The organism is Streptococcus thermophilus (assembly GCF_010120595.1).
Lineage (GTDB): Bacteria > Bacillota > Bacilli > Lactobacillales > Streptococcaceae > Streptococcus > Streptococcus thermophilus.
On the sequence record NZ_CP038020.1, the window covers coordinates 1,151,305 to 1,173,195 of the forward strand.

The 21,891-nt window shown below is 38.0% G+C and carries 22 protein-coding genes, 3 pseudogenes and 1 CRISPR repeat array; of the genes and pseudogenes, 17 read left to right on the forward strand and 8 right to left on the reverse strand.

Going from position 1 to position 21,891, the window contains the following annotated elements; translation table 11 throughout:
- The first annotated feature begins 12 nt into the window (after positions 1–12).
- Complete coding sequence (locus tag E3C75_RS06125) at positions 13–579, forward strand: hypothetical protein (RefSeq protein WP_024704036.1); 567 nt, start codon at positions 13–15, stop codon at positions 577–579.
- Positions 580–658: 79 nt separating this feature from the next.
- A complete protein-coding gene (locus E3C75_RS12015) occupies positions 659–781 on the forward strand; it encodes a hypothetical protein (RefSeq protein ID WP_255136059.1) in 123 nt (40 codons plus the stop codon).
- Between the two features lie 641 nt (positions 782–1,422).
- Here the strand turns inward: E3C75_RS12015 and E3C75_RS06130 are convergent.
- The 3 pseudogenes from E3C75_RS06130 to E3C75_RS06140 all read right to left on the reverse strand — a co-directional run.
- Positions 1,423–1,638: pseudogene (locus E3C75_RS06130) on the reverse strand (Rgg family transcriptional regulator); the annotation flags it as partial.
- 49 nt (positions 1,639–1,687) lie between these two features.
- A pseudogene (locus E3C75_RS06135) lies at positions 1,688–2,921 on the reverse strand (IS256 family transposase).
- An 81-nt stretch (positions 2,922–3,002) separates the two neighbouring features.
- A pseudogene (locus E3C75_RS06140) lies at positions 3,003–3,164 on the reverse strand (Rgg family transcriptional regulator); the annotation flags it as partial.
- Between the two features lie 51 nt (positions 3,165–3,215).
- On the opposite strand from E3C75_RS06140, the gene E3C75_RS06145 reads away from it, so the two are divergent.
- Positions 3,216–4,327 (forward strand): IS3-like element IS981 family transposase gene (locus tag E3C75_RS06145; RefSeq protein ID WP_162173403.1). Its coding sequence is split into 2 segments (ribosomal slippage): positions 3,216–3,432 and positions 3,432–4,327, totalling 1,113 coding nucleotides; the frame shifts between segments, so codons are not numbered across the junction.
- Between the two features lie 173 nt (positions 4,328–4,500).
- On the opposite strand, the gene E3C75_RS06150 is transcribed toward E3C75_RS06145, so the two are convergent.
- Both E3C75_RS06150 and E3C75_RS12255 read right to left on the reverse strand, forming a co-directional pair.
- Positions 4,501–4,698 carry a hypothetical protein gene (locus E3C75_RS06150; RefSeq protein ID WP_024704041.1) on the reverse strand — a complete coding sequence of 66 codons (198 nt, stop codon included), beginning with the start codon at positions 4,696–4,698 and terminating at the stop codon, positions 4,501–4,503.
- A 270-nt stretch (positions 4,699–4,968) separates the two neighbouring features.
- Positions 4,969–5,178, reverse strand: coding sequence for a hypothetical protein (locus E3C75_RS12255; RefSeq protein ID WP_373368731.1), 210 nt, complete (start codon positions 5,176–5,178; stop codon positions 4,969–4,971).
- Positions 5,179–5,393: 215 nt separating this feature from the next.
- Between E3C75_RS12255 and E3C75_RS06160 the strand changes: the two genes are divergently transcribed.
- The 12 genes from E3C75_RS06160 to csn2-St all read left to right on the forward strand — a co-directional run bounded on the left by E3C75_RS06160 (position 5,394) and on the right by csn2-St (position 14,800).
- Positions 5,394–5,786 (forward strand): YbgA family protein, encoded by a 393-nt coding sequence (locus E3C75_RS06160; RefSeq protein ID WP_024704042.1) that lies wholly within the window; start codon positions 5,394–5,396, stop codon positions 5,784–5,786.
- Positions 5,783–6,145: a TIGR02328 family protein gene (locus E3C75_RS06165; protein WP_024704043.1), complete on the forward strand. Its 363-nt coding sequence runs from the start codon at positions 5,783–5,785 to the stop codon at positions 6,143–6,145. Before E3C75_RS06160 ends, E3C75_RS06165 begins: the two co-directional genes overlap by 4 nt.
- 141 nt (positions 6,146–6,286) lie before the next feature.
- Complete coding sequence (locus E3C75_RS06170) at positions 6,287–6,535, forward strand: hypothetical protein (protein WP_223899723.1); 249 nt, start codon at positions 6,287–6,289, stop codon at positions 6,533–6,535.
- A 202-nt stretch (positions 6,536–6,737) separates the two neighbouring features.
- Positions 6,738–6,902 carry a hypothetical protein gene (locus tag E3C75_RS11615; RefSeq protein ID WP_223899722.1) on the forward strand — a complete coding sequence of 55 codons (165 nt, stop codon included), beginning with the start codon at positions 6,738–6,740 and terminating at the stop codon, positions 6,900–6,902.
- A 104-nt stretch (positions 6,903–7,006) separates the two neighbouring features.
- The gene (locus E3C75_RS11620; RefSeq protein WP_224107509.1) at positions 7,007–7,228 is read left to right on the forward strand and encodes a hypothetical protein; all 222 of its coding nucleotides are present in this window, start codon (positions 7,007–7,009) and stop codon (positions 7,226–7,228) included.
- Between the two features lie 93 nt (positions 7,229–7,321).
- Positions 7,322–7,618: a CPBP family intramembrane glutamic endopeptidase gene (locus E3C75_RS11625; RefSeq protein WP_231907523.1), complete on the forward strand. Its 297-nt coding sequence runs from the start codon at positions 7,322–7,324 to the stop codon at positions 7,616–7,618.
- A 181-nt stretch (positions 7,619–7,799) separates the two neighbouring features.
- Positions 7,800–8,012 (forward strand): SGNH/GDSL hydrolase family protein, encoded by a 213-nt coding sequence (locus E3C75_RS11630; RefSeq protein WP_223899721.1) that lies wholly within the window; start codon positions 7,800–7,802, stop codon positions 8,010–8,012.
- 95 nt (positions 8,013–8,107) lie between these two features.
- A complete protein-coding gene (locus E3C75_RS06190) occupies positions 8,108–8,719 on the forward strand; it encodes a hypothetical protein (RefSeq protein WP_024704046.1) in 612 nt (203 codons plus the stop codon).
- Between the two features lie 255 nt (positions 8,720–8,974).
- Positions 8,975–12,337, forward strand: coding sequence for a type II CRISPR RNA-guided endonuclease Cas9 (cas9, locus tag E3C75_RS06195; RefSeq protein ID WP_111679519.1), 3,363 nt, complete (start codon positions 8,975–8,977; stop codon positions 12,335–12,337).
- A 177-nt stretch (positions 12,338–12,514) separates the two neighbouring features.
- Positions 12,515–13,426: a type II CRISPR-associated endonuclease Cas1 gene (gene cas1 / locus E3C75_RS06200; protein WP_011227029.1), complete on the forward strand. Its 912-nt coding sequence runs from the start codon at positions 12,515–12,517 to the stop codon at positions 13,424–13,426.
- A 1-nt stretch (position 13,427) separates the two neighbouring features.
- Positions 13,428–13,751: a CRISPR-associated endonuclease Cas2 gene (cas2, locus tag E3C75_RS06205; protein ID WP_011680958.1), complete on the forward strand. Its 324-nt coding sequence runs from the start codon at positions 13,428–13,430 to the stop codon at positions 13,749–13,751.
- Complete coding sequence (gene csn2-St / locus E3C75_RS06210; protein ID WP_111679521.1) at positions 13,748–14,800, forward strand: CRISPR-associated protein Csn2-St; 1,053 nt, start codon at positions 13,748–13,750, stop codon at positions 14,798–14,800. Before cas2 ends, csn2-St begins: the two co-directional genes overlap by 4 nt.
- Before the next feature lie 62 nt (positions 14,801–14,862).
- A CRISPR array of direct repeats spans positions 14,863–17,205; the repeat unit is 36 nt; unit sequence GTTTTTGTACTCTCAAGATTTAAGTAACTGTACAAC.
- Between the two features lie 41 nt (positions 17,206–17,246).
- Here the strand turns inward: csn2-St and E3C75_RS06215 are convergent.
- The 3 genes from E3C75_RS06215 to E3C75_RS12020 are packed head-to-tail and all read right to left on the reverse strand — an operon-like array spanning position 17,247 to position 19,101.
- Positions 17,247–18,062, reverse strand: a complete 816-nt coding sequence (locus E3C75_RS06215) for a TIGR03943 family putative permease subunit (protein WP_111679524.1) — start codon at positions 18,060–18,062, stop codon at positions 17,247–17,249.
- On the reverse strand, positions 18,062–18,964 hold the full coding sequence (locus tag E3C75_RS06220) for a permease (RefSeq protein ID WP_111679525.1): 903 nt from the start codon (positions 18,962–18,964) through the stop codon (positions 18,062–18,064). Before E3C75_RS06220 ends, E3C75_RS06215 begins: the two co-directional genes overlap by 1 nt.
- Before the next feature lie 5 nt (positions 18,965–18,969).
- Entirely contained in the window at positions 18,970–19,101 is a 132-nt protein-coding gene (locus E3C75_RS12020) for an SPJ_0845 family protein (RefSeq protein WP_002952698.1), read from the reverse strand.
- A 226-nt stretch (positions 19,102–19,327) separates the two neighbouring features.
- Between E3C75_RS12020 and E3C75_RS06225 the strand changes: the two genes are divergently transcribed.
- Together E3C75_RS06225 and E3C75_RS06230 are read left to right on the forward strand one after the other, a co-directional pair.
- Positions 19,328–21,460, forward strand: coding sequence for a Tex family protein (locus tag E3C75_RS06225; protein WP_111679526.1), 2,133 nt, complete (start codon positions 19,328–19,330; stop codon positions 21,458–21,460).
- Positions 21,447–21,887, forward strand: coding sequence for a SprT family protein (locus tag E3C75_RS06230; protein WP_111679527.1), 441 nt, complete (start codon positions 21,447–21,449; stop codon positions 21,885–21,887). The genes E3C75_RS06225 and E3C75_RS06230 overlap by 14 nt, the downstream gene beginning before the upstream one ends.
- Positions 21,888–21,891 lie beyond the last annotated feature (4 nt).

The following is a 21,891-nucleotide window of genomic DNA, read 5'->3' on the forward strand; positions in this document are numbered from 1 at the left end:
GGAGGGTTATCGATGGTTATATTGGAATTGTATCAAGGTGATTATCAAAAGGATTTAGTCGCGTTTGATTCTTTAGAAGAGGGGAGAGCGTTTGTAGCTCAAATCCCGGGGTATACTTTAGAAACAGAAGATGGGTTTGGGGTGGAGTTTGTGAACCCAAAATACTTGCCGGATTATATGGAAATTGTCTTTAACGGAAATATTGTCCCTCTATCTAGATTTTCGTTTAATTCTGAAGAAAATGTGGATATTATTTGGAAAGAAATTTCGAATCTATCCGTTAAAAACGATAAAGTGATTGAAGGATATTCAAAAATCGACGCGTATGTCGTTAACAACGATGAAGTGAAAGCCTATGTCGAAGCAAGAGAAGCGAACTATCGCAAGGCAAAAGACTTTCTAGAACGCTGTGGATATGAGGCCGACAGAAGCTTTTTCGGAAGTGAAGACGGCGAAGCGATTCTCTATAGAAAAAAAGGTACCGAAGATTGGAAATTCTTATGCCACTTAGACCCACTATTTGTAGAGATTGAAGATGTAGAAGGATATGTCAAAGAAGAGATTCAATTGTTAAACTAAAGAATGTTGCGAAGGCGTGGCGTGAGTTATATTTAAAAAGGCTTCTATTTTGCCAGATGGTGGAATTAAGGAGAAATTTATGACCTTAAAACAAATTAAATTTAATCCTTTTAAACACTGGGGAATCATCAGCGACTTGTATAAGCAGTCCTTTCCAAAGGAGGAGCGAATTCCCTTCTTTGGACTTGGCTCTTATTATTGAGAAAAATGGATTTACACTGTGTCCCTGTCTCATTCGTGAATTAGGCGTTGACTTTGCTCTTATGAGCCAGACAGGGCAACTAATTCCATTCGACTATCAGGATATCTTTGACAATTTCTCTTTTGGACTTGGAGATGTATCAATTTGTTCGATAAATTAATAAAACGTACCTTACCAAAATTGTACTGAACTAAAAAATTATCTAATTGAGAAAAGAACAAAAGTTTTGGTCTATAATATAGATATTTTCTAGCATCACATGTGGAGGCAGTCTCACTGCTTTTACGAGCTGAGACCTCAGCGAAGTAGAAGCAGATGTTCCGCCCATGCGACAAGGTGAGACCGAAGGTCGAGAAGGTGCCCTGGGGTATAGGACTCGTAGAATGAGGAGGTACACCGACGAGATGATACGGTAAGTCCGAACCGCTTAGTGTGAGTTTATTGGTAAAACGCAGCTAAACGTCTCGAATATTTCATTCACGGTGAGATGCTGTAGCTAAGAATGAGCTAATTGAGGATTTCAATTTTATAGGAATTGGCTTTAGTAACCTTAAAAAATAGATATTCATCATTATAAATATCAAAAAAGAAAGGACAACATTGGTACTGATCCTTTCTTTTTTCGATTATCGTTTTAAAATCTAATTAACAATTTTAGAGTAATGTTCGGTGTATTGCTCTTTTAACTCATTTTCTCCTAAAAGTTCGAAAACTTGTATAGCCTGTTTCATTTTGGTCATATCATTATTTGAACCTTTCTTAAATTCAAAATATCCAGTAGCATAAAGAAATACGGTTTCTTCGTAGAAATTGAATTTATTAGTTAATAGTTTTTTTATTTCAGTGATTAAAAAACTGGATACTGTCAATAATTATGTGTAAACACTCAAGTAGAGTTGAAGAATGTTAATCAAATAAGCTTTCAAGTGTGTCAGCACAATGGCCAAACCCTTTATGGATGCGTTGATTTTGCTTGAAATTATAATCTTCAAACAGGGTAACTAAATAACGTTCCAGAGCCTCCTCGTTAGGAAAAAGGACCTTCTTTTTCGTTTGACGTTTGATTTCTTTGTTAAGAGACTCAATGAGGTTTGTCGAATAAATACTATGCCAAATCTGGTAGGGAAACTGATAAAAAGTTAAAAGATTATCCGTATTCTCCAGACTTTCCATGACTTTCCTATACTTTGGTTTCCATTCGGCGATAAAGTTCTCTAAAGCTTGCACTGCCATTTCTAAATTTTCAGCACGATAAATCGTTTTAAATTGCTCCAGAATAACCGCTCTATCTGCTCGTTTCACTTTACTAGCTAGATTTCGACTAATATGAATTAAGCAACGTTGTTGTTTAGCTAATGGGTAAGCCTGATTGATAATCTCTTCAAGCCCCTTGAAGCCATCGGTCACTACAAGAGAAACCTGTTGGATTCCTTGGTTTTGAAGCTTGTCTAACAGGGTGGACCAAGAAGCATTGTTTTCATTTGGGGCGATTTCATATCTAAGAACAGCCTTCTGTCCTTCTGGTGTAATGCCAAGTGCGATATGAATACATTCTTTACTAACGGTTCCAAGTCTTAAGGGGAGATAGGTTCCGTCAAGAAATAAAACAGAGTAATTGGCTTCTAAGCTTCGCTCATGAAAAGTAGCGACATTCTCCTGAGTTGCTTTTGAGATATTAGAAATTGTGGCAGGACTATAGTGATGACCATACATTCGCTCGATGATATCACTAATTTCTCGAGTCGTTACACCGGTTTGATAGAGTTTGATAACCATCTCTTCCAAGTGGTCATCTCGACGTCCATAAGCGGGAAGCAAAGCTGGACTAAAGTTCCCATTACGATCTCTAGGAATACTCAACTGAACAGTCCCATATTTGGTTTCGAATTTCCGTGCATAGCTTCCGTTACGACTATTCCCAGAATTATAGCCTAATTTTCCGTGCATAGCTTCCGTTACGACTATTCCCAGAATTATAGCCTAATTTATCGTAAGGTTCATACCCTAAAAAGGCTGATAACTCTGCTTGAAGCAGATCATTCATTGCTGTTTCAAGAGAAGTACGGAAAAATTCATCAATATCTTGCTTTTGGGCTAGGAAGTTAAGTAGTTCTGTGGTAACTGAGTCATAGGAATAAATCTCTTTCTAGTAATGTTTTGCAACTCTACTATAACGGATTTATTCCTTTTTGTGTTTACACAACTTATTTTACACTACCTAGATATGGTTCTTCACCATTTCTTTTGTTAATAGAAAAAATGAATTGTATTCAATAGTTCTTGCACAATTTCCTAGTAAGATAATTTCATAATACCCCCATTGGTCAACTTTAAAAAGGTAGTCTGTTAATTGAAGTATTTCGTTATCTGTAGGTTTGATGTTATCCTTAAATCTTAGAGTCACTATTGTATAATTTAGACAAAGGACAAAAACATGAAAAAACGCTATTCAAAAGAATTTAAAGAAACCCTTATCGCCTTCTATCATTCTGGTCAATCCGTCACCCAGCTGTCTAAAGAATACGACGTGGCCCCTGCAACAATTTATAAATGGATAGACCTCTGCTCTAAATCTAATGAAAGCTCCGTCTCTAAAGCTGATTTTCTAGAATTAAAAAGACAACTGGCTAAAGTTAAGGAAGAACGAGACATCTTAAAAAAAGTATTGACCATATTCGCCGAGAAAAAGAAGTGAGTGCTGCGGATATGGCTCAAACCATACAAACTTTAGCACTCAATGTCAGACTAAGCTGTCAACTCCTTGATGTTCCTGAATCAAGTTATTATGAACGGATTAACCGACATCCATCTAAAACTCAATTAAGGAGACAATACCTGTCACTCAAAATTTCTCAACTCTTCAATGCTAACCGAGGAATCTATGGTGCTCCTAAAATTCATCATCCTCTACTTAAACAAGGGGAAAAAGTCGGGTTAAAACTCGTACAGAAGCTAATGAAGCAACTTCAACTCAAGTCTGTAGTCATTAAGAAATTTAAGCCTGGATACTCACTAAGTGATCACATCAATCGAAAAAATCTCATACAGACTGAACCTACAAAGAAAAATAAGGTTTGGTCAACCGACATTACTTATATTCCTACTCAACAAGGATGGGCTTATCTCTCAACCATTATGGATCGTTATACTAAAAAAGTCATTGCTTGGGATTTGGGCAAGCGAATGACTGTAGAATTAGTGCAAAGAACTTTAAATAAGGCCATTAAATCACAAGACTATCCAGAAGCTGTTATTCTTCATTCTGACCAAGGAAGCCAGTATACGAGTCTAGAGTATGAAGAGTTGCTTAAGTATTATGGGATGACTCACTCTTTCAGTCGAAGGGGACACCCTTATCATAATGCCAGTCTTGAATTTTGGCATGGACATTTAAAAAGAGAGTGGGTGTATCAATTTAAATATAAGAACTTTGAAGAAGCCTATCAGAGTATTTTCTGGTACATCGAAGCCTTTTATAATTCAAAACGAATCCATCAAAGTTCAGGGTATCTTACACCTAATCAATTTGAAAAGGTAAGTGCTTAAAATAAATAGATTAAAATTCTACGTTTGTTACTCTAAAAACTTGACTTAACGTCAGTCAAGAGTTACGTAAGATTATGACAGCCATCTTTGAAGAAAAGATGAACAAACACAAGATTAAATAATGTTGTATCAAAAGAGGTATAAGTCTACAAACTTATACCTCTTTCTTATCTTTACTTCTTATTTGATTTGGATAGGCTGATGACGACCATTGTCGCACACAGGAAAAATGAAGCTAATAAACCTTTGGTAGTGGTAGTCATAAAAGGTTTATCGAAGACATAGTAGTTATAGACAGAAAATCCCAAACCAATAAGAGTTACAATAATCGACATAACAAATAGCATCACCCATAATCTTCTTTGAGTCATCGTCAACCTCCTCTTTGTATCCGTTTTCTTTCTACCTATAGTATAACATAAAAAACCTTAGCTAAATTCCATAGAGTGGTTTGGCTAAGGTTTTTCATCTTATTTCGTCAAGACAACCATATCATTTGGATTATGGTCACCATCTTCGATAGTCAACTGATTACCGTCGAGTTTATAGTATTTGGTGTCGTCACCCATTGTCAGACTTTGATTGTCAGAGTTAACAGTTACAGGCTTGCTTTCCTTCTCTCCATCTGCCTCATCCTCTTCTCAAGTTCCAGTATTTCCAGAGATGGTAAGAGTAATGCGATCATTTTCATCAGTTCCTTTATAGGTGCCGTCTAGTCCTTCAGTCTGTTTAGAGGCTTCAGAACTTTGTGAAGATAAAACCTTACTTGAACTTTGTTGGGTGCTAGCAGAGCTTTCAGGTGTTTGAGCTTTTTGGTTTGAGCAGGCTGCTAATAGACCAAGAACTGCCACAGAGGCAAGAGAAAGTGTGAGTTTTTTTGGACAATGTCATAGGCTCATCTCCTTTCTTTGATGCCTTAAATATGGAAAACGCTTACATAGAGGGCAAGCGAAACCTCTTTTCTGAAAATATTTGAAAATTAATCGTCGGATTCTCAAAGGCATAATCTGTTATCTCTATTTAAACTATGCTATACTGATAAAAAAAGCAAGAAGGAAGGTCCCTAATGACAACAACTAATCCACGTCACCAGTGCGAGCGACTTTGGGCAGCCAATAAGTACCTGGTACTCAGCCATTCAAACAAGATTTACTTAGAAATCCGTAACTATCTCAAGAATGATAAGGTTCGTTTGGATCAGGTTCAAGCCTACATTGATCAAGCCCTAGCCCTTCCTGAAAATCCTGGTCAGGTCGTCAATACCTTCCAACATATTTGGGGGTATTTTAAGAAAAAGGCGACTGCTAACGAGAAGGAAATGTTCATGGCCCAATTGGATAGCTATGCGACAGGCCAAATTCCTCAGACCCGTTTGGTGGAATCCGTCAAAGAGCTCCTCATCACGTATCCTAATCGCTATCTGGAGGAGTCAACCTTAATTAATGGGGGTTCAAAATGAGACTGTGGCATCAAGAGTTGATTGCAAAACTACCTCGTCAGCAATTATTAGGGCAGCACCGAGAATGTTGTGCCCTTCGTGGCAAGGGATGGCAACGAAAACATGCGACGGTTAACTATGTTTTTGATTATTCTCCATATCGCCTGTTTAAATACCATGAGCTTATTATGCAAGAAATGACGAAACGTGGCTATCGTGTTAGCCCTGAGTGGCTAGACAAGGAGTATCGAGGCAAGCAAATGCCAGCCTACGACAAGCTTGAAGTGGAGAAACTACCAGCCATTATTTATCCAGAGCATGATGCCACCTATTTACAGGAATGTCTGGACAATCTCAAGCAAAAAGGAATCATCATCTAAAGGAGGAAAACGATGAGTTTGTTTAAGTGGCTTGCACCTAAAAAGAAAGTAGCAGAAGGCTTTGTCATACGTATATCGACAGCGGATCAGGTAGACTAAGCGACGATTACAAACCCAAGTGACAGTGACATCTGGGATGCCTTGGTACAACTTCCAGTATCCTACGATAGTCTCTATCTCACTTATAGCGAAAAAGGGTCAACGAGTTTTATCTTTGTTGAATCCGAGGATGACAAGTATCGTTTGGAACACGACACACCTGAGCTAGGATTAGAATTGACAAATGTCGCACGTGTATCCCAACAAGTTGCCAGAGATATCCGTATTCGCTTTTCAAAAGAGCACTCAGTGATTTTGGACGATTATTGGAAACAAGAGAAAGTCAGGTAGTCCTATTGCCTACCTCACCCCAGAAACCAGACGTAAGAGACTAAAAGGCTTTTGCTTAATCATTGAAATCATTTGTCTGGTTCATTTTGCTATTATCATCCCTCGTGATAGGGTATTTACTCCTGAAAAATGGGCTCATACACCTGATTACATGCGCCATAAACTCATGTGGAGTTTTCATCGGCAGTATCAGCTTGAGGGCATGACGAGAGAAGAAGTAGAGAAACTCTTGGGCAAGGGCGATGACCTTCAAGGAAGTGTTGAGTACAAGCTGGCCGACGATTGGATTGGTGGCTGGCGTGTTTACCATATTGACTATAAGCAAGACCGGGTGATTCGTGCCAAAGAAACCTGGCAAGACTGGTGAAAATGAGCTTTTTCTTCCCCTAAAAAGTAGTATAATCAAGGTGTAAAGGTAATCGTTTTCAAAAGAACGAAGCTGTCTTTTGATTAGAAATGGAGGACAAACTCATGACCCTATTTATGTCTAAACTGATGAGCGGTATTATGGAACTGCTCATAGTCTCTGTCATTCCTTTTATCACTTGGTTAATTAGGAGCAGGAAAAAGGTCGGTTTCTTTGACTGGATTGGGTTGAAGAAAGTTGAGAGTCAGAAGAAGAGACAATTAGTACTGACCATTTTGGGTATTAGTCTACTTTTTCTTATTTTCTCGATTGTGGTCTTTAGTTAGTTCGCCTCTAGCAAAACGGCCACAGCAGATTTTTCTGGGAAGGGAATTGGAGCACTTCCTGCCATTCTAGCCTTCGCTATCTTAGGGACTGCCTTGCCAGAAGAAATCTTCTTTAGAGGTTTTCTTTTGAAAATGGTGCAGGGAAAACTGGGATTTCTAGGAGCTAATCTCGTTCAGTCTCTCTTATTTGGGCTCATCCATGCGCTTATGTTTATCCAACTAACTGGCTACCTTAGGGCTTTTGCCATCTTGGTCTTTATCAGTCTCATAGCTTACGTTTTGGGTGCTATCAATGAGAAGAAAGCAGATGGCTCCATTCTTCCAAGTGTCTTTATCCACGCCTTGGCCAATACGGTTGTAGGGTTGCTCTTTGCCTTCTCCCTCATTTAGATAAAATTATATAGAAGAAAGTTAACATGGATGAATTAAAAGAAATCAAACTTAAAAACTATCAGTATCTAAATAAGGTTGCTATCAAGGGGGAGACACTCTTCACGGGCTCCTCTCTCATGGAGATTTTTACCCAGCTAATCTTCATCTGCCTTGGCAGACCAAGGCCTCAATTCAGTGGATGAAACTGCGGACACCTGAAAATCTTGACCGTTGCAACCAGGCTCTTGAGGAAATCGCCAAAACCTATGGTTACCACTTCATTAATTGTAATGCTGAGCTGTTCGACGATATAAAAGAGCAGAAAGCAGAGCATAACTATGACGGCGTTCACCTATATGCCAATGCCTACTTAAAGGTCTATGAATCTCTTGAACCCTACCTATTGGATTAAAAAAATATGAGAGAATTTCCAGTTCTTACTCGCTTTTTTCCCTTGATTACAGTACAATAGACGTCAAAAGTGAAAAATTGAAATGAGGTATCCCTATGTGGAAATGGTTTAAGCGACTCCTTATCCTCGTCATTGTGCTCTTTTTGGCAGTGGTGGCTCTACTTATTCCGGACAATATCGATAGTCAAGACCAATTAAAAAATGTATCAACACAAACATCTCTTGTTGATTTAGCCCAGGCTGGTATCGGTGGGGCATCCCTCTCATCAGGTGGCCTTTCAACCGAGATTAATCTTGATAGTAATCAGTTTCGTCAAGTCCTAAAAGCAAGCATAGCTGAATCTAATGATGAGACCTTGCAAAACAGTACCGTAGAGTTGAATGATTCCTATCTAACAGCTAAGGTTCCCGTATCTCTTGGCCCTATCGAATCAACATTTAGCCTTGATTTTACGGTCAGCACTAACAAGGAAGTCATCCTACTAGATTTGGTAGGTGCCCACTTGGGTCGTCTTCCAGTTCCAAAATCACTGGTTCTGCCTTATCTCAAGAAGAGCATTGCCCAGTCTAGTAGTGGTGTTCGCATGGTTAACAACCAGATCCAGATCAAGCTTCCTGAAATAGGATACGAGATTGACCAAGCCACAGTTACCAACGGTAAGATGAAGGTGAAGCTTAATATTCCGATTTCCTTGCCAACAAGTTAGTAGTTTAAAATCATTTGTTAAAAAATAAAATCCAAAACCAAGTCTAAGCTGACTTGGTTTTTTACATGAGCAAAGTCGTTAGAGGGAGGACTACTTATATTTTTTCTAGGTTTCGGAATGAAGTGAATAACGTTGTTTAGATAAAAATGATATTAAATTGATTTTTTAAAACATAGATTATAGCGTTTACAAAAAAGTTGCGAATTTTCAGATACTAGTTTATAATATTAGAAAAAAGCATAAGGGGATTATTAAATGAGTGACTTAGTTTTAGGACTTGATATCGGTATAGGTTCTGTTGGTGTAGGTATCCTTAACAAAGTGACAGGAGAAATTATCCATAAAAACTCACGCATCTTCCCAGCAGCTCAAGCGGAAAATAACCTAGTACGTAGAACGAATCGTCAAGGAAGACGCTTGACACGACGTAAAAAACATCGTATAGTTCGTTTAAATCGTCTATTTGAGGAAAGTGGATTAATCACCGATTTTACGAAGATTTCAATTAATCTTAACCCATATCAATTACGAGTTAAGGGCTTGACCGATGAATTGTCTAATGAAGAACTGTTTATCGCTCTTAAAAATATGGTGAAACACCGTGGGATTAGTTACCTCGATGATGCTAGTGATGACGGAAATTCATCAGTAGGAGACTATGCACAAATTGTTAAGGAAAATAGTAAACAATTAGAAACTAAGACACCGGGACAGATACAGTTGGAACGCTACCAAACATATGGTCAATTACGTGGTGATTTTACTGTTGAGAAAGATGGCAAAAAACATCGCTTGATTAATGTCTTTCCAACATCAGCTTATCGTTCAGAAGCCTTAAGGATACTGCAAACTCAACAAGAATTTAATCCACAGATTACAGATGAATTTGTTAATCGTTATCTCGAAATTTTAACTGGAAAACGGAAATATTATCATGGACCCGGAAATGAAAAGTCACGGACTGATTATGGTCGTTACAGAACGAATGGAGAAACTTTAGACAATATTTTTGGAATTCTAATTGGGAAATGTACATTTTATCCAGAAGAGTTTAGAGCAGCAAAAGCTTCCTACATGGCTCAAGAATTCAATTTGCTAAATGATTTGAACAACCTAACAGTTCCTACTGAAACCAAAAAGTTGAGCAAAGAACAGAAGAATCAAATCATTAATTATGTCAAAAATGAAAAGGCAATGGGGCCAGCGAAACTTTTTAAATATATCGCTAAGTTACTTTCTTGTGATGTTGCAGATATCAAGGGATACCGTATCGACAAATCAGGTAAGGCTGAGATTCATACTTTCGAAGCCTATCGAAAAATGAAAACGCTTGAAACCTTAGATATTGAGCAAATGGATAGAGAAACGCTTGATAAATTAGCCTATGTCTTAACATTAAACACTGAGAGGGAAGGTATTCAAGAAGCCTTAGAACATGAATTTGCTGATGGTAGCTTTAGCCAGAAGCAAGTTGACGAATTGGTTCAATTCCGCAAAGCAAATAGTTCCATTTTTGGAAAAGGATGGCATAATTTTTCTGTCAAACTGATGATGGAGTTAATTCCAGAATTGTATGAGACGTCAGAAGAGCAAATGACTATCCTGACACGACTTGGAAAACAAAAAACGACCTCGTCTTCAAATAAAACAAAATATATAGATGAGAAACTATTAACTGAAGAAATCTATAATCCTGTTGTTGCTAAGTCTATTCGCCAGGCTATAAAAATCGTAAATGCGGCGATTAAAGAATACGGAGACTTTGACAATATTGTCATCGAAATGGCTCGTGAAACAAATGAAGATGATGAAAAGAAAGCTATTCAAAAGATTCAAAAAGCCAACAAAGATGAAAAAGATGCAGCAATGCTTAAGGCTGCTAACCAATATAATGGAAAGGCTGAATTACCACATAGTGTTTTCCACGGTCATAAGCAATTAGCGACTAAAATCCGCCTTTGGCATCAGCAAGGAGAACGTTGCCTTTATACTGGTAAGACAATCTCAATCCATGATTTGATAAATAATCCTAATCAGTTTGAAGTAGATCATATTTTACCTCTTTCTATCACATTCGATGATAGCCTTGCAAATAAGGTTTTGGTTTATGCAACTGCTAACCAAGAAAAAGGACAACGAACACCTTATCAGGCTTTAGATAGTATGGATGATGCGTGGTCTTTCCGTGAATTAAAAGCTTTTGTACGTGAGTCAAAAACACTTTCGAACAAGAAAAAAGAATACCTCCTCACAGAAGAAGATATTTCAAAGTTTGATGTTCGAAAGAAATTTATTGAACGAAATCTTGTAGATACAAGATACGCTTCAAGAGTTGTCCTCAATGCCCTTCAAGAACACTTTAGAGCTCACAAGATTGATACAAAAGTTTCCGTGGTTCGTGGCCAATTTACATCTCAATTGAGACGCCATTGGGGAATTGAGAAGACTCGTGATACTTATCATCACCATGCTGTCGATGCATTGATTATTGCCGCCTCAAGTCAGTTGAATTTGTGGAAAAAACAAAAGAATACCTTTGTAAGTTATTCAGAAGATCAACTCCTTGATATTGAAACAGGTGAACTTATTAGTGATGATGAGTACAAGGAATCTGTGTTCAAAGCCCCTTATCAACATTTTGTTGATACATTGAAGAGTAAAGAATTTGAAGACAGTATCTTATTCTCATATCAAGTGGATTCTAAGTTTAATCGTAAAATATCAGATGCCACTATTTATGCGACAAGACAGGCTAAAGTAGGAAAAGATAAGGCGGATGAAACTTATGTCTTAGGGAAAATCAAAGATATTTATACTCAGGATGGTTATGATGCCTTTATGAAGATTTATAAGAAGGATAAGTCAAAATTCCTCATGTATCGTCACGACCCACAAACCTTTGAGAAAGTTATCGAGCCAATTTTAGAGAACTATCCTAATAAGCAAATGAATGAAAAAGGGAAAGAGGTACCATGTAATCCTTTCCTAAAATATAAAGAAGAACATGGCTATATTCGTAAATATAGTAAAAAAGGCAATGGTCCTGAAATCAAGAGTCTTAAATACTATGATAGTAAGCTAGGCAATCATATTGATATTACTCCGAAGGATAGTAACAATAAAGTTGTCTTACAGTCATTAAAACCTTGGAGAACAGATGTCTATTTCAATAAAAATACTGGTAAATATGAAATTTTAGGACTGAAATATTCTGATATGCAGTTCGAGAAAGGTACTGGGAAGTACTCTATTTCAAAAGAACAATATGAAAATATTAAGGTTAGAGAGGGTGTAGATGAAAATTCTGAATTTAAGTTTACACTTTATAAAAACGATTTATTACTGCTTAAGGATTCCGAAAATGGCGAGCAAATCCTATTGAGGTTCACTTCTCGAAATGATACTTCTAAACATTATGTGGAATTAAAACCTTATAATAGACAGAAATTTGAAGGAAGTGAATATCTGATTAAATCATTAGGGACTGTTGCCAAAGGAGGTCAATGCATAAAAGGGCTAGGAAAATCAAATATTTCTATTTATAAAGTAAGAACGGATGTTCTAGGAAATCAGCATATCATCAAAAATGAGGGTGATAAGCCTAAGCTAGATTTTTAATATTAATTGTTAAAAAAGTGTTGCAATTATAGTTATCATATACTATAATAATAGTGTAAGGGACGCCTTACACAGTTACTTAAATCTTGCAGAAGCTACAAAGATAAGGCTTCATGCCGAAATCAACACCCTGTCATTTTATGGCAGGGTGTTTTCGTTATTTAAAGAGGAGAAGAAATGACTTGGAGAGTTGTACATGTCAGTCAAAGCGAGAAGATGCGCTTAAAGCTTGATAACTTATTAGTGCAAAAGATGGGACAAGAGTTTACGGTGCCACTAAGTGATATTTCGATAATCGTTGCAGAAGGTGGGGATACAGTTGTTACCCTTCGTCTATTAAGTGCCTTAAGTAAATATAATATTGCCTTGGTCGTTTGTGATAATGAACATTTACCAACAGGAATTTATCACTCACAAAATGGGCACTTTAGAGCGTACAAGCGCTTGAAAGAACAGCTGGATTGGTCTCAGAAACAAAAGGACAAGGCATGGCAGATTGTAACTTATTATAAAATCAATAACCAAGAGGATGTCCTAGCCATGTTTGAAAAAAGTCTGGACAACATTAGATTACTTTCAGACTATAAAGAGCAGATAGAACCTGGTGATAGAACGAATAGAGAGGGACATGCTGCCAAGGTCTACTTTAATGAGCTCTTTGGTAAACAATTTGTCAGAGTAACTCAGCAAGAAGCTGATGTCATCAATGCTGGTTTAAACTATGGCTATGCTATCATGAGGGCTCAGATGGCTAGAATAGTGGCGGGTTATGGTTTAAATGGCCTATTAGGAATCTTCCATAAAAATGAATACAATCAGTTTAATTTGGTTGACGACTTGATGGAGCCATTTAGACAGATTGTAGATGTTTGGGTATATGATAATCTACGAGATCAGGAATTCCTTAAGTATGAGTATAGGTTGGGATTGACAGATTTACTCAATGCTAAAATCAAATATGGCAAAGAGACCTGTTCAGTGACAGTTGCTATGGATAAGTATGTTAAAGGCTTTATCAAATATATTTCGGAAAAAGATAGCAGTAAATTCCACTGCCCAGTGGTATCAAGTTTAGAGTGGAGAAAATAAGATGAGGTATGAAGCGTTGAGATTATTATGTTTTTTTGATTTACCAATGGAATCCAAGGATGAAAAAAGAATTTATCGTAATTTTCGTAAAGAATTAATTTCAAATGGGTTTGAAATGTTACAATTTTCGGTCTATTATCGCACTTGTCCTAATAGAAGCTTTGCAAATAAATTTTATAAGAAGCTAAAGATGAGCAATCTGCCTGCTGGAAATGTGAGACTTTTGGCGGTTACTGAAAAGCAATTTTCAGAGATGACATTAATTATAGGTGGCAAAACTAAGCAAGAGGAAATCGTCAGTGATAATAAGTTGGTGGCCATATGAAATTTTTTGTACGACATCCTTACAAAGATCGTATTGAATTGAATATCGGTGCAATCACACAAATTGTTGGTCAAAATAATGAACTCAAATATTATATTTTGCAGATTTTGAGCTGGTATTTTGGTGGAAAAAAATACTCGAGAGAGGACTTAAGTATTTTTGATTATGAGGAGCCTACCATACTTGATGAGGCCAGAGAAATAGTGAAACGAAGTAGCTATCACTATATCGACATTTCAAGTTTTAAGGATTTACTGGAGCAGATGGAATACAAGAAAGGAACACTTGCTCACGGTTACCTTCGTAAAATTGTCAATCAAGTTGATATTGTAGGCCATTTGGAGAAAATTAATGAACAAGTAGAGCTTATTGAAGAAGCTATGAATCGGCATATAAACTTAAACTGTGGACAGGTGGAATACCATTTGGAGAATCTCCCTCTAACACTAGACCAACTACTCACAAAAAATTTTAGCCCATTTTTTACCATTGAGAACAAGAATCTATCTTTTGAATGGGTTTCTAATATTGATAAACTATCCCTCTTTTTAGAAATGTTAGACCATCTTCTTTTACAAACAACAGAGAAGTATCTCATTGTGCTAAAAAATATTGATGGCTTTATCTCAGAAGAATCTTATACTATTTTTTATAGGCAAATCTGTCATCTGGTCAAGAAGTATCCAAATCTAACCTTTATTTTGTTTCCTAGTGACCAAGGCTATTTAAAAATTGATGAAGAAAATAGTAGGTTCGTCAATATTTTATCTGACCAGGTGGAGCATTTGTATGATGTTGAGTTTATGTATGAAAGGGTAATGAAATATTATCCAAGTAATGATTTTCCGACGAGAGAAGGCTTTAGGATGTCTTTAGAAACTGTGACACCTTATTTATTGACAAAAATGCTGAGACAACCTAGTCTCTCACTTGTTGATTCAGTAATATTGAATATCCTAAATCAGTTGTTTCATTTTAGTTACCGTATAAGATATTTACAAAAATCTGATGAAAAACTTTTACAGAAATTTTTAGAAAGTAAGGATTGACAAGAACAGTTATTGATTTTATAATCACTATGTGGGTATGAAAATCTCAAAAATCATTTGAGGTTTTTGTACTCTCAAGATTTAAGTAACTGTACAACATATACGGACTCATCTAGTGAAACTGGGTAGTTTTTGTACTCTCAAGATTTAAGTAACTGTACAACGAATCTGTTAAAACATTGATTTTTTATATTGTTTTTGTACTCTCAAGATTTAAGTAACTGTACAACTGTGCCAGCGTCATTCAAAGCAATTGCTGAGTTTTTGTACTCTCAAGATTTAAGTAACTGTACAACCAAAGCTATCGAATATATCGCAGAGGCAAGGTTTTTGTACTCTCAAGATTTAAGTAACTGTACAACTCTTTGTGATATAAATGAAAAAAAAGACTAGTTTTTGTACTCTCAAGATTTAAGTAACTGTACAACCAAGCGTAAGTTTTACCGTTAGAACGTTCAGTTTTTGTACTCTCAAGATTTAAGTAACTGTACAACGATAGCGCCTTTGAATATTAATGGTGTTCGTTTTTGTACTCTCAAGATTTAAGTAACTGTACAACTAGACTTTACTAATTCTCAAGTAAATATATGTTTTTGTACTCTCAAGATTTAAGTAACTGTACAACTTCTTTCAGGTATGAAATTAGAAACACTTGGTTTTTGTACTCTCAAGATTTAAGTAACTGTACAACTTTCACAGTCAACACATCTCCGACACGCTTGTTTTTGTACTCTCAAGATTTAAGTAACTGTACAACATGAGTTGGTAGATGTTAAAGCATCAACTGGTTTTTGTACTCTCAAGATTTAAGTAACTGTACAACGTATATACAGAACTTGGAGTTTTAACGCCTGTTTTTGTACTCTCAAGATTTAAGTAACTGTACAACCATACACCACCAGCAAAGTCTTTACCAATGGTTTTTGTACTCTCAAGATTTAAGTAACTGTACAACGATGATTTTGAGTTTAAGGTTTTTAAACAAGTTTTTGTACTCTCAAGATTTAAGTAACTGTACAACAGACCATGAAGGAAGGCGTTGACAAATTCGTTTTTGTACTCTCAAGATTTAAGTAACTGTACAACAGAAATTCATGATAAGTGGTCTGAAACTTGGTTTTTGTACTCTCAAGATTTAAGTAACTGTACAACAGTCAACTTACTATGTTAAAATAAGACAGGGTTTTTGTACTCTCAAGATTTAAGTAACTGTACAACGACTTGAACCTGAATTAATCAAGGTAGCCAGTTTTTGTACTCTCAAGATTTAAGTAACTGTACAACTGTACTCTATTGATTGCTTCATCTTTATTAGTTTTTGTACTCTCAAGATTTAAGTAACTGTACAACCTTTCAAGATACTCATCAACCATTGATGTCAGTTTTTGTACTCTCAAGATTTAAGTAACTGTACAACAAAAGGTGCGTATGAAACTCATCCCAGCGGGTTTTTGTACTCTCAAGATTTAAGTAACTGTACAACCTATGTCTTTACTGTTCTTCCAAAACCACCGTTTTTGTACTCTCAAGATTTAAGTAACTGTACAACTTTGTTTGCGTTCACTTAGTTTATACTGAGGTTTTTGTACTCTCAAGATTTAAGTAACTGTACAACAATTTGTCATTGACATTTACCACCGTCCTGGTTTTTGTACTCTCAAGATTTAAGTAACTGTACAACTGGCGCAATGGTTTTAAATCATATGCCTTGTTTTTGTACTCTCAAGATTTAAGTAACTGTACAACCATGGCCTTGTATTTTCGAAAGAGCATAAGGTTTTTGTACTCTCAAGATTTAAGTAACTGTACAACTATCCTCTCGTTGATAATATGCTTAATTCTGTTTTTGTACTCTCAAGATTTAAGTAACTGTACAACTTGATAGACCAAAACACTTCTGTGAGCAGCGTTTTTGTACTCTCAAGATTTAAGTAACTGTACAACTGCCTTTCTTCAAAGAAGCTATGCTTGTTAGTTTTTGTACTCTCAAGATTTAAGTAACTGTACAACCTGCATCAAACGATGGCTTTGTCATCGGTGTTTTTGTACTCTCAAGATTTAAGTAACTGTACAACAATATAATCGACGAGTAAGAGCGAGAGACGGTTTTTGTACTCTCAAGATTTAAGTAACTGTACAACCGCGCACCGTTGACAAGTGTCAAGTTATCGGTTTTTGTACTCTCAAGATTTAAGTAACTGTACAACGATGATTTTGAGTTTAAGGTTTTTAAACAAGTTTTTGTACTCTCAAGATTTAAGTAACTGTACAACTCATACTAAAACTGGATAAACAATATTACAGTTTTTGTACTCTCAAGATTTAAGTAACTGTACAACTGACACGGCTGGCAGTGTTTCGGTTGGTGGGTTTTTGTACTCTCAAGATTTAAGTAACTGTACAGTTTGATTCAACATAAAAAGCCGGTTCAATTGAACTTGGCTTTTTAAAATACACGATAAACATAAGGATTGTCAGGCTGACTAACCTCTTTAATCTCAGTCAAATTAAGGATAGGGAGGCTCTGTTTAAGGTTTTGATAATAATTCACAGTGATGGTACCAGTGACTGTTACCCAGGTATTATCCTTAAAGGTTTGGTCGCTTCCTGTCGTTGCCAGTCCGTAAACACCTGAATCGGCGATACAGTGGATAATACCGAAACGGAAGATGAACTGATATCCCTTGGTCTGTGGGTCATTGTAAACAAAGCCGGTATAGGTGACCTTCTTACCCACGAAATCGTTTGGATAGAGATAGATGAGCTCCATGACTTCCATGTAATTTTCCGTGGTAATCTGGATGGTCTCACGTCCCTTGTACCTGCCTAGCTCCTTGGTCATTTCCTTCTCATAAGCTGAGGAGGTGAAGTAGGAGCTGGTGTCTGGCTTCAAATACTGGATAGTCGTTCCCTCTTGGTCGGCCTGGTTAGGATCGCTCCCTGCAGCCAGTGGAAAATGATAACCCTTAGCTGATACAGTATTGGCATCCAGGGTCACCGTTGGCACTAAGAGCCCAGTGAGAACTGGAAATGCCAAGAGAACGATGCTGGCTCCCTTGGCCACTCGACCTGACAAATGCGAGTGAACCTTTATTTTCTTCATCCAAACGATGAGTTGAACCAAAACGAGGATGAAGGAAAGCGCCATGGAAATGTAAGCCAGGTAGGAGTAGTGGATATTAATGTACTGGTTGAGCTTGCCAGAAACTTGCAAGTACATGACGAGCTCAAAATACCCAGATAAGATGAGAAAACGTAACATTAAATCACCCCCAATACTAGACAGTAAATGACTGTTACCAGACTTGCGGTTCCCACAAAGAGCCCGACAAAGCGTGTCTTAAACTGGTGTTTCATCATGGTCAAGTTCTTGATATCAACCATAGGACCGATGATGAGGAAGGCCACTGTTGGTGCCACTCCAAAACTAGAGAGTAGTGAAGCTCCGATAAAGGCATCTGCCTCAGAACAAAGTGAGAGGATAAAGGCCAGGAGCATCATGATGAGGACGGCTGTCACCGAATTGTGCCCGATTGTCGTAAAAATACGGGTAGGTAGGTAGGTCTGCATACTTGCGGCCACCAGGCTCCCGAAAATCAGGTAACGCCCAGTGTCGAAAAATTCATCTACCGCATGAATCAAGGCTTGAAAAACTTTCTTACCAGCTGACAAACCACTATAGTCGTGCACATGACTGACCTTTCGATTTTCCTTAAGAATCTGGTCATCCACCACAAAGCCCAGCAAGATTCCCAAAATCATGGCAATCAAGAAAGCCCCGAGGAAACGTAAAAACACGTAGTACCAAGAGTTCCCAAAGGCCGTATAGGTCGCAAAGAGAACGACTGGATTAATAATAGGGGCAGTTGCCATGAAAGGAATAGCCGTGTAGCTAGGCACTTTTTTCTCTAAAAAGCGCGTGATAATGGGAACAATCCCACACTCACAAGAAGGGAAAATAAAACCAATTAGAGTTCCAAAGAGAATAGCCAGGACCTTGTTTTTCGGCAGGAAGTTTTGGACCTTTTCAGGAGTCAAGAAGACTTCGATAAAGCCAGACACGATACTTCCCAGTAAAACAAAGGGCAGGGCTTCGATAATAATAGATAGAAAAACTGCCAGAAGCTGAAAAACGCTATCTGGTAGTTGATGAAAAATAGCCATAACTTTTATTTCTTCTTATCTTCTTGAAGACGTTTGTCCTTCTTAGGATCAGTTCCCGCCTTTTCAAAATCAGGGATAACTGCAAAAGATGCCATCATGCTTTCAAGTTCATTTGTTTTTTTCTGAATAACCGCCATAAAAAGCCTCCGAGTTAATTAAGATACTAAGGGCGTCATTTCTGACAGAAAATTAGGTAATCAGCAGAAGAAGCTTTGCTTCAAGGAAGATGCATCTATTTTCCGAAAGAAATAGCCTTAAGAATAGGTTTACTCTCTTATTATACTACCTCTTGCTCAAAAAATCTCGCTTCATCTACAAGGTTTTCTGCCCAAGCATACCTCCTATCGTGGTATAATAGAGTTTATGGAAAATCGAAATTTAGAGACATTGGCTCAAGAATTGGGCCTAAAAAAACAACAAGTTGAAACCGTTTTGGAATTGACCGCAGAAGGTAATACCATTCCCTTCATTGCCCGTTACCGTAAGGAAAAAACCGGAAATCTGGATGAAACTCAAATCAAGGCTATCATTGATATGGATAAGTCTTTGACAGCCCTCCAAGACCGCAAGGAAACGGTTCTGGCAAAGATTGAGGCTCAGGGCAAATTGACTGACCAACTCAAGGCAGCCATCGAAGCGGCTGAAAAGTTGGCAGACGTGGAAGAACTCTACCTTCCCTATAAGGAAAAACGCCGCACTAAAGCGACTATTGCCCGTGAAGCAGGTCTCTTTCCACTGGCTCGTCTTATCTTGCAAAATAGTTCAAACCTCAAAGATGAAGCTGAAAAGTTGACATCCGAAGCCTTTCCAACAGCTGACAAGGCCCTTGCGGGTGCTGTGGATATTTTGGTTGAGGCCTTTTCTGAGGACAATAGCTTGCGCTCTTGGACTTACAACGAAATCTGGAACAACAGTGAGATCACTTCGATCCCAAAGGATCAATCTCTGGATGAAAAGGAAACCTTCAAGATTTACTATGATTTTGCGGATAAGGTGTCTAAACTCCAAGGTTACCGTACTCTGGCCCTTAACCGTGGTGAGAAATTAGGCGTTATCAAGGTAAACTTTAAGCACAATCTTGAGAAAATGCATCGTTTTTACAGTGCCCGTTTCAAGCAAAAAAATGATTATATTGAGGAAGTCATCAACCAGTCGCTCAAGAAGAAAATCATTCCAGCTATGGAGCGTCGTATCCGTAGTGAGTTGACTGAAGCAGCAGAAGATGGAGCCATTAATCTTTTCTCTCAAAATCTTCGAAGCCTTCTCCTAATCTCACCACTTAAAGGAAAGAGGGTACTTGGATTTGACCCAGCCTTTCGTACAGGAGCTAAATTGGCCGTCGTTGACCAAATAGGGAAACTGATTACAACTCAGGTCATCTATCCAGTTGCTCCAGCAAGTCAAGCTAAGATTGCTCAAGCTAAGAAAGACTTGGCTGACCTTATCAAAGAGCATGCTATTGAGATTATTGCTATCGGAAATGGAACAGCCAGCCGTGAAAGTGAAGCCTTTGTGGCAGAAGTCCTCAAAGATTTCCCAGAGACCTCTTATGTCATTGTCAATGAAAGTGGTGCCTCAGTCTACTCTGCTTCAGAGTTGGCCCGTCATGAGTTCCCAGACTTGACGGTCGAAAAGCGCTCTGCTATTTCCATTGCCCGTCGTCTTCAAGACCCTCTGGCGGAATTGGTTAAGATTGACCCCAAATCAATCGGAGTAGGCCAATACCAGCACGATGTTAGCCAGAAGAAACTCTCTGAAAATCTTGATTTCGTCGTTGATACCGTGGTTAACCAGGTTGGTGTCAATATCAATACGGCAAGTAGTACTCTCTTGTCACATGTCTCAGGTCTCAACAAGACTATCTCAGAAAATATTGTTGCCTACCGTGAGGAAAATGGGGAGTTTACATCACGTGATGAAATTAAGAAGGTCCCACGTCTTGGTGCCAAAGCCTTTGAACAAGCCGCCGGTTTCCTCCGTATTCCAAACGCTAAAAATATCCTGGATAATACGGGAGTCCACCCAGAGTCTTATCCAGCGGTGAAGGCTCTCTTCAAGCAGTTAGACATCACAGATTTGGACGACTCTGCTAAGGCAAAATTGAAGGGTCTTAATCTCAAAGACACAGCAGAAGAGCTAGAGATTGGTCAGGAAACCCTTAAAGATATCATTGCTGACCTTTTAAAACCAGGTCGAGACTTGCGTGATGATTTTAAAGCACCAGTACTTCGCCAGGATGTTCTTGAGCTCAAAGACTTGTCGGTGGGGCAAAAACTTGAAGGAACAGTCCGTAACGTTGTGGACTTTGGTGCTTTTGTGGATATCGGTGTCCATGAGGATGGTCTTATCCATATCTCTGAGATGAGTAAGAGTTTCGTTAACCATCCAAGCCAAGTGGTTTCTGTTGGGGATTTAGTTACCGTATGGGTGTCAAAAATTGACTTAGAACACGAAAAGCTTAATCTTTCCTTGGTGAATCCACGTGAATCTAACTGATTATGTTAAGACAGTTTCTATCGAAGATTTCGGTTGGAAATTTAATCATCAAGCCTTGTGGAACAAGCGCCTGAGGACCACTGGAGGTCGTTTCTTCCCCAAGGATGGACACTTAGATTTCAATCCGAAACTTTATGAAGAACACGGCCTCGAGACCTTTCGGAAAATCGTCCGTCATGAACTCTGTCACTACCACCTTTATTTTCAAGGGAAGGGCTGCAAACATGGGGATAGAGATTTCAAGGACCTACTAGCTAGGGTGGATGGCCTTAGGTACGCCCCCAAAATGCGAAACCAGGCAGAAAATTACTTCCTTTATCAGTGCCAATCTTGTGGTCACACTTACCGTCGCAAACGCCGTGTCAATACACAGAAATTTGGATGCGGTTTGTGCCAAGGCAAACTCATTTTTCTAAATCAGTCCTAGGACT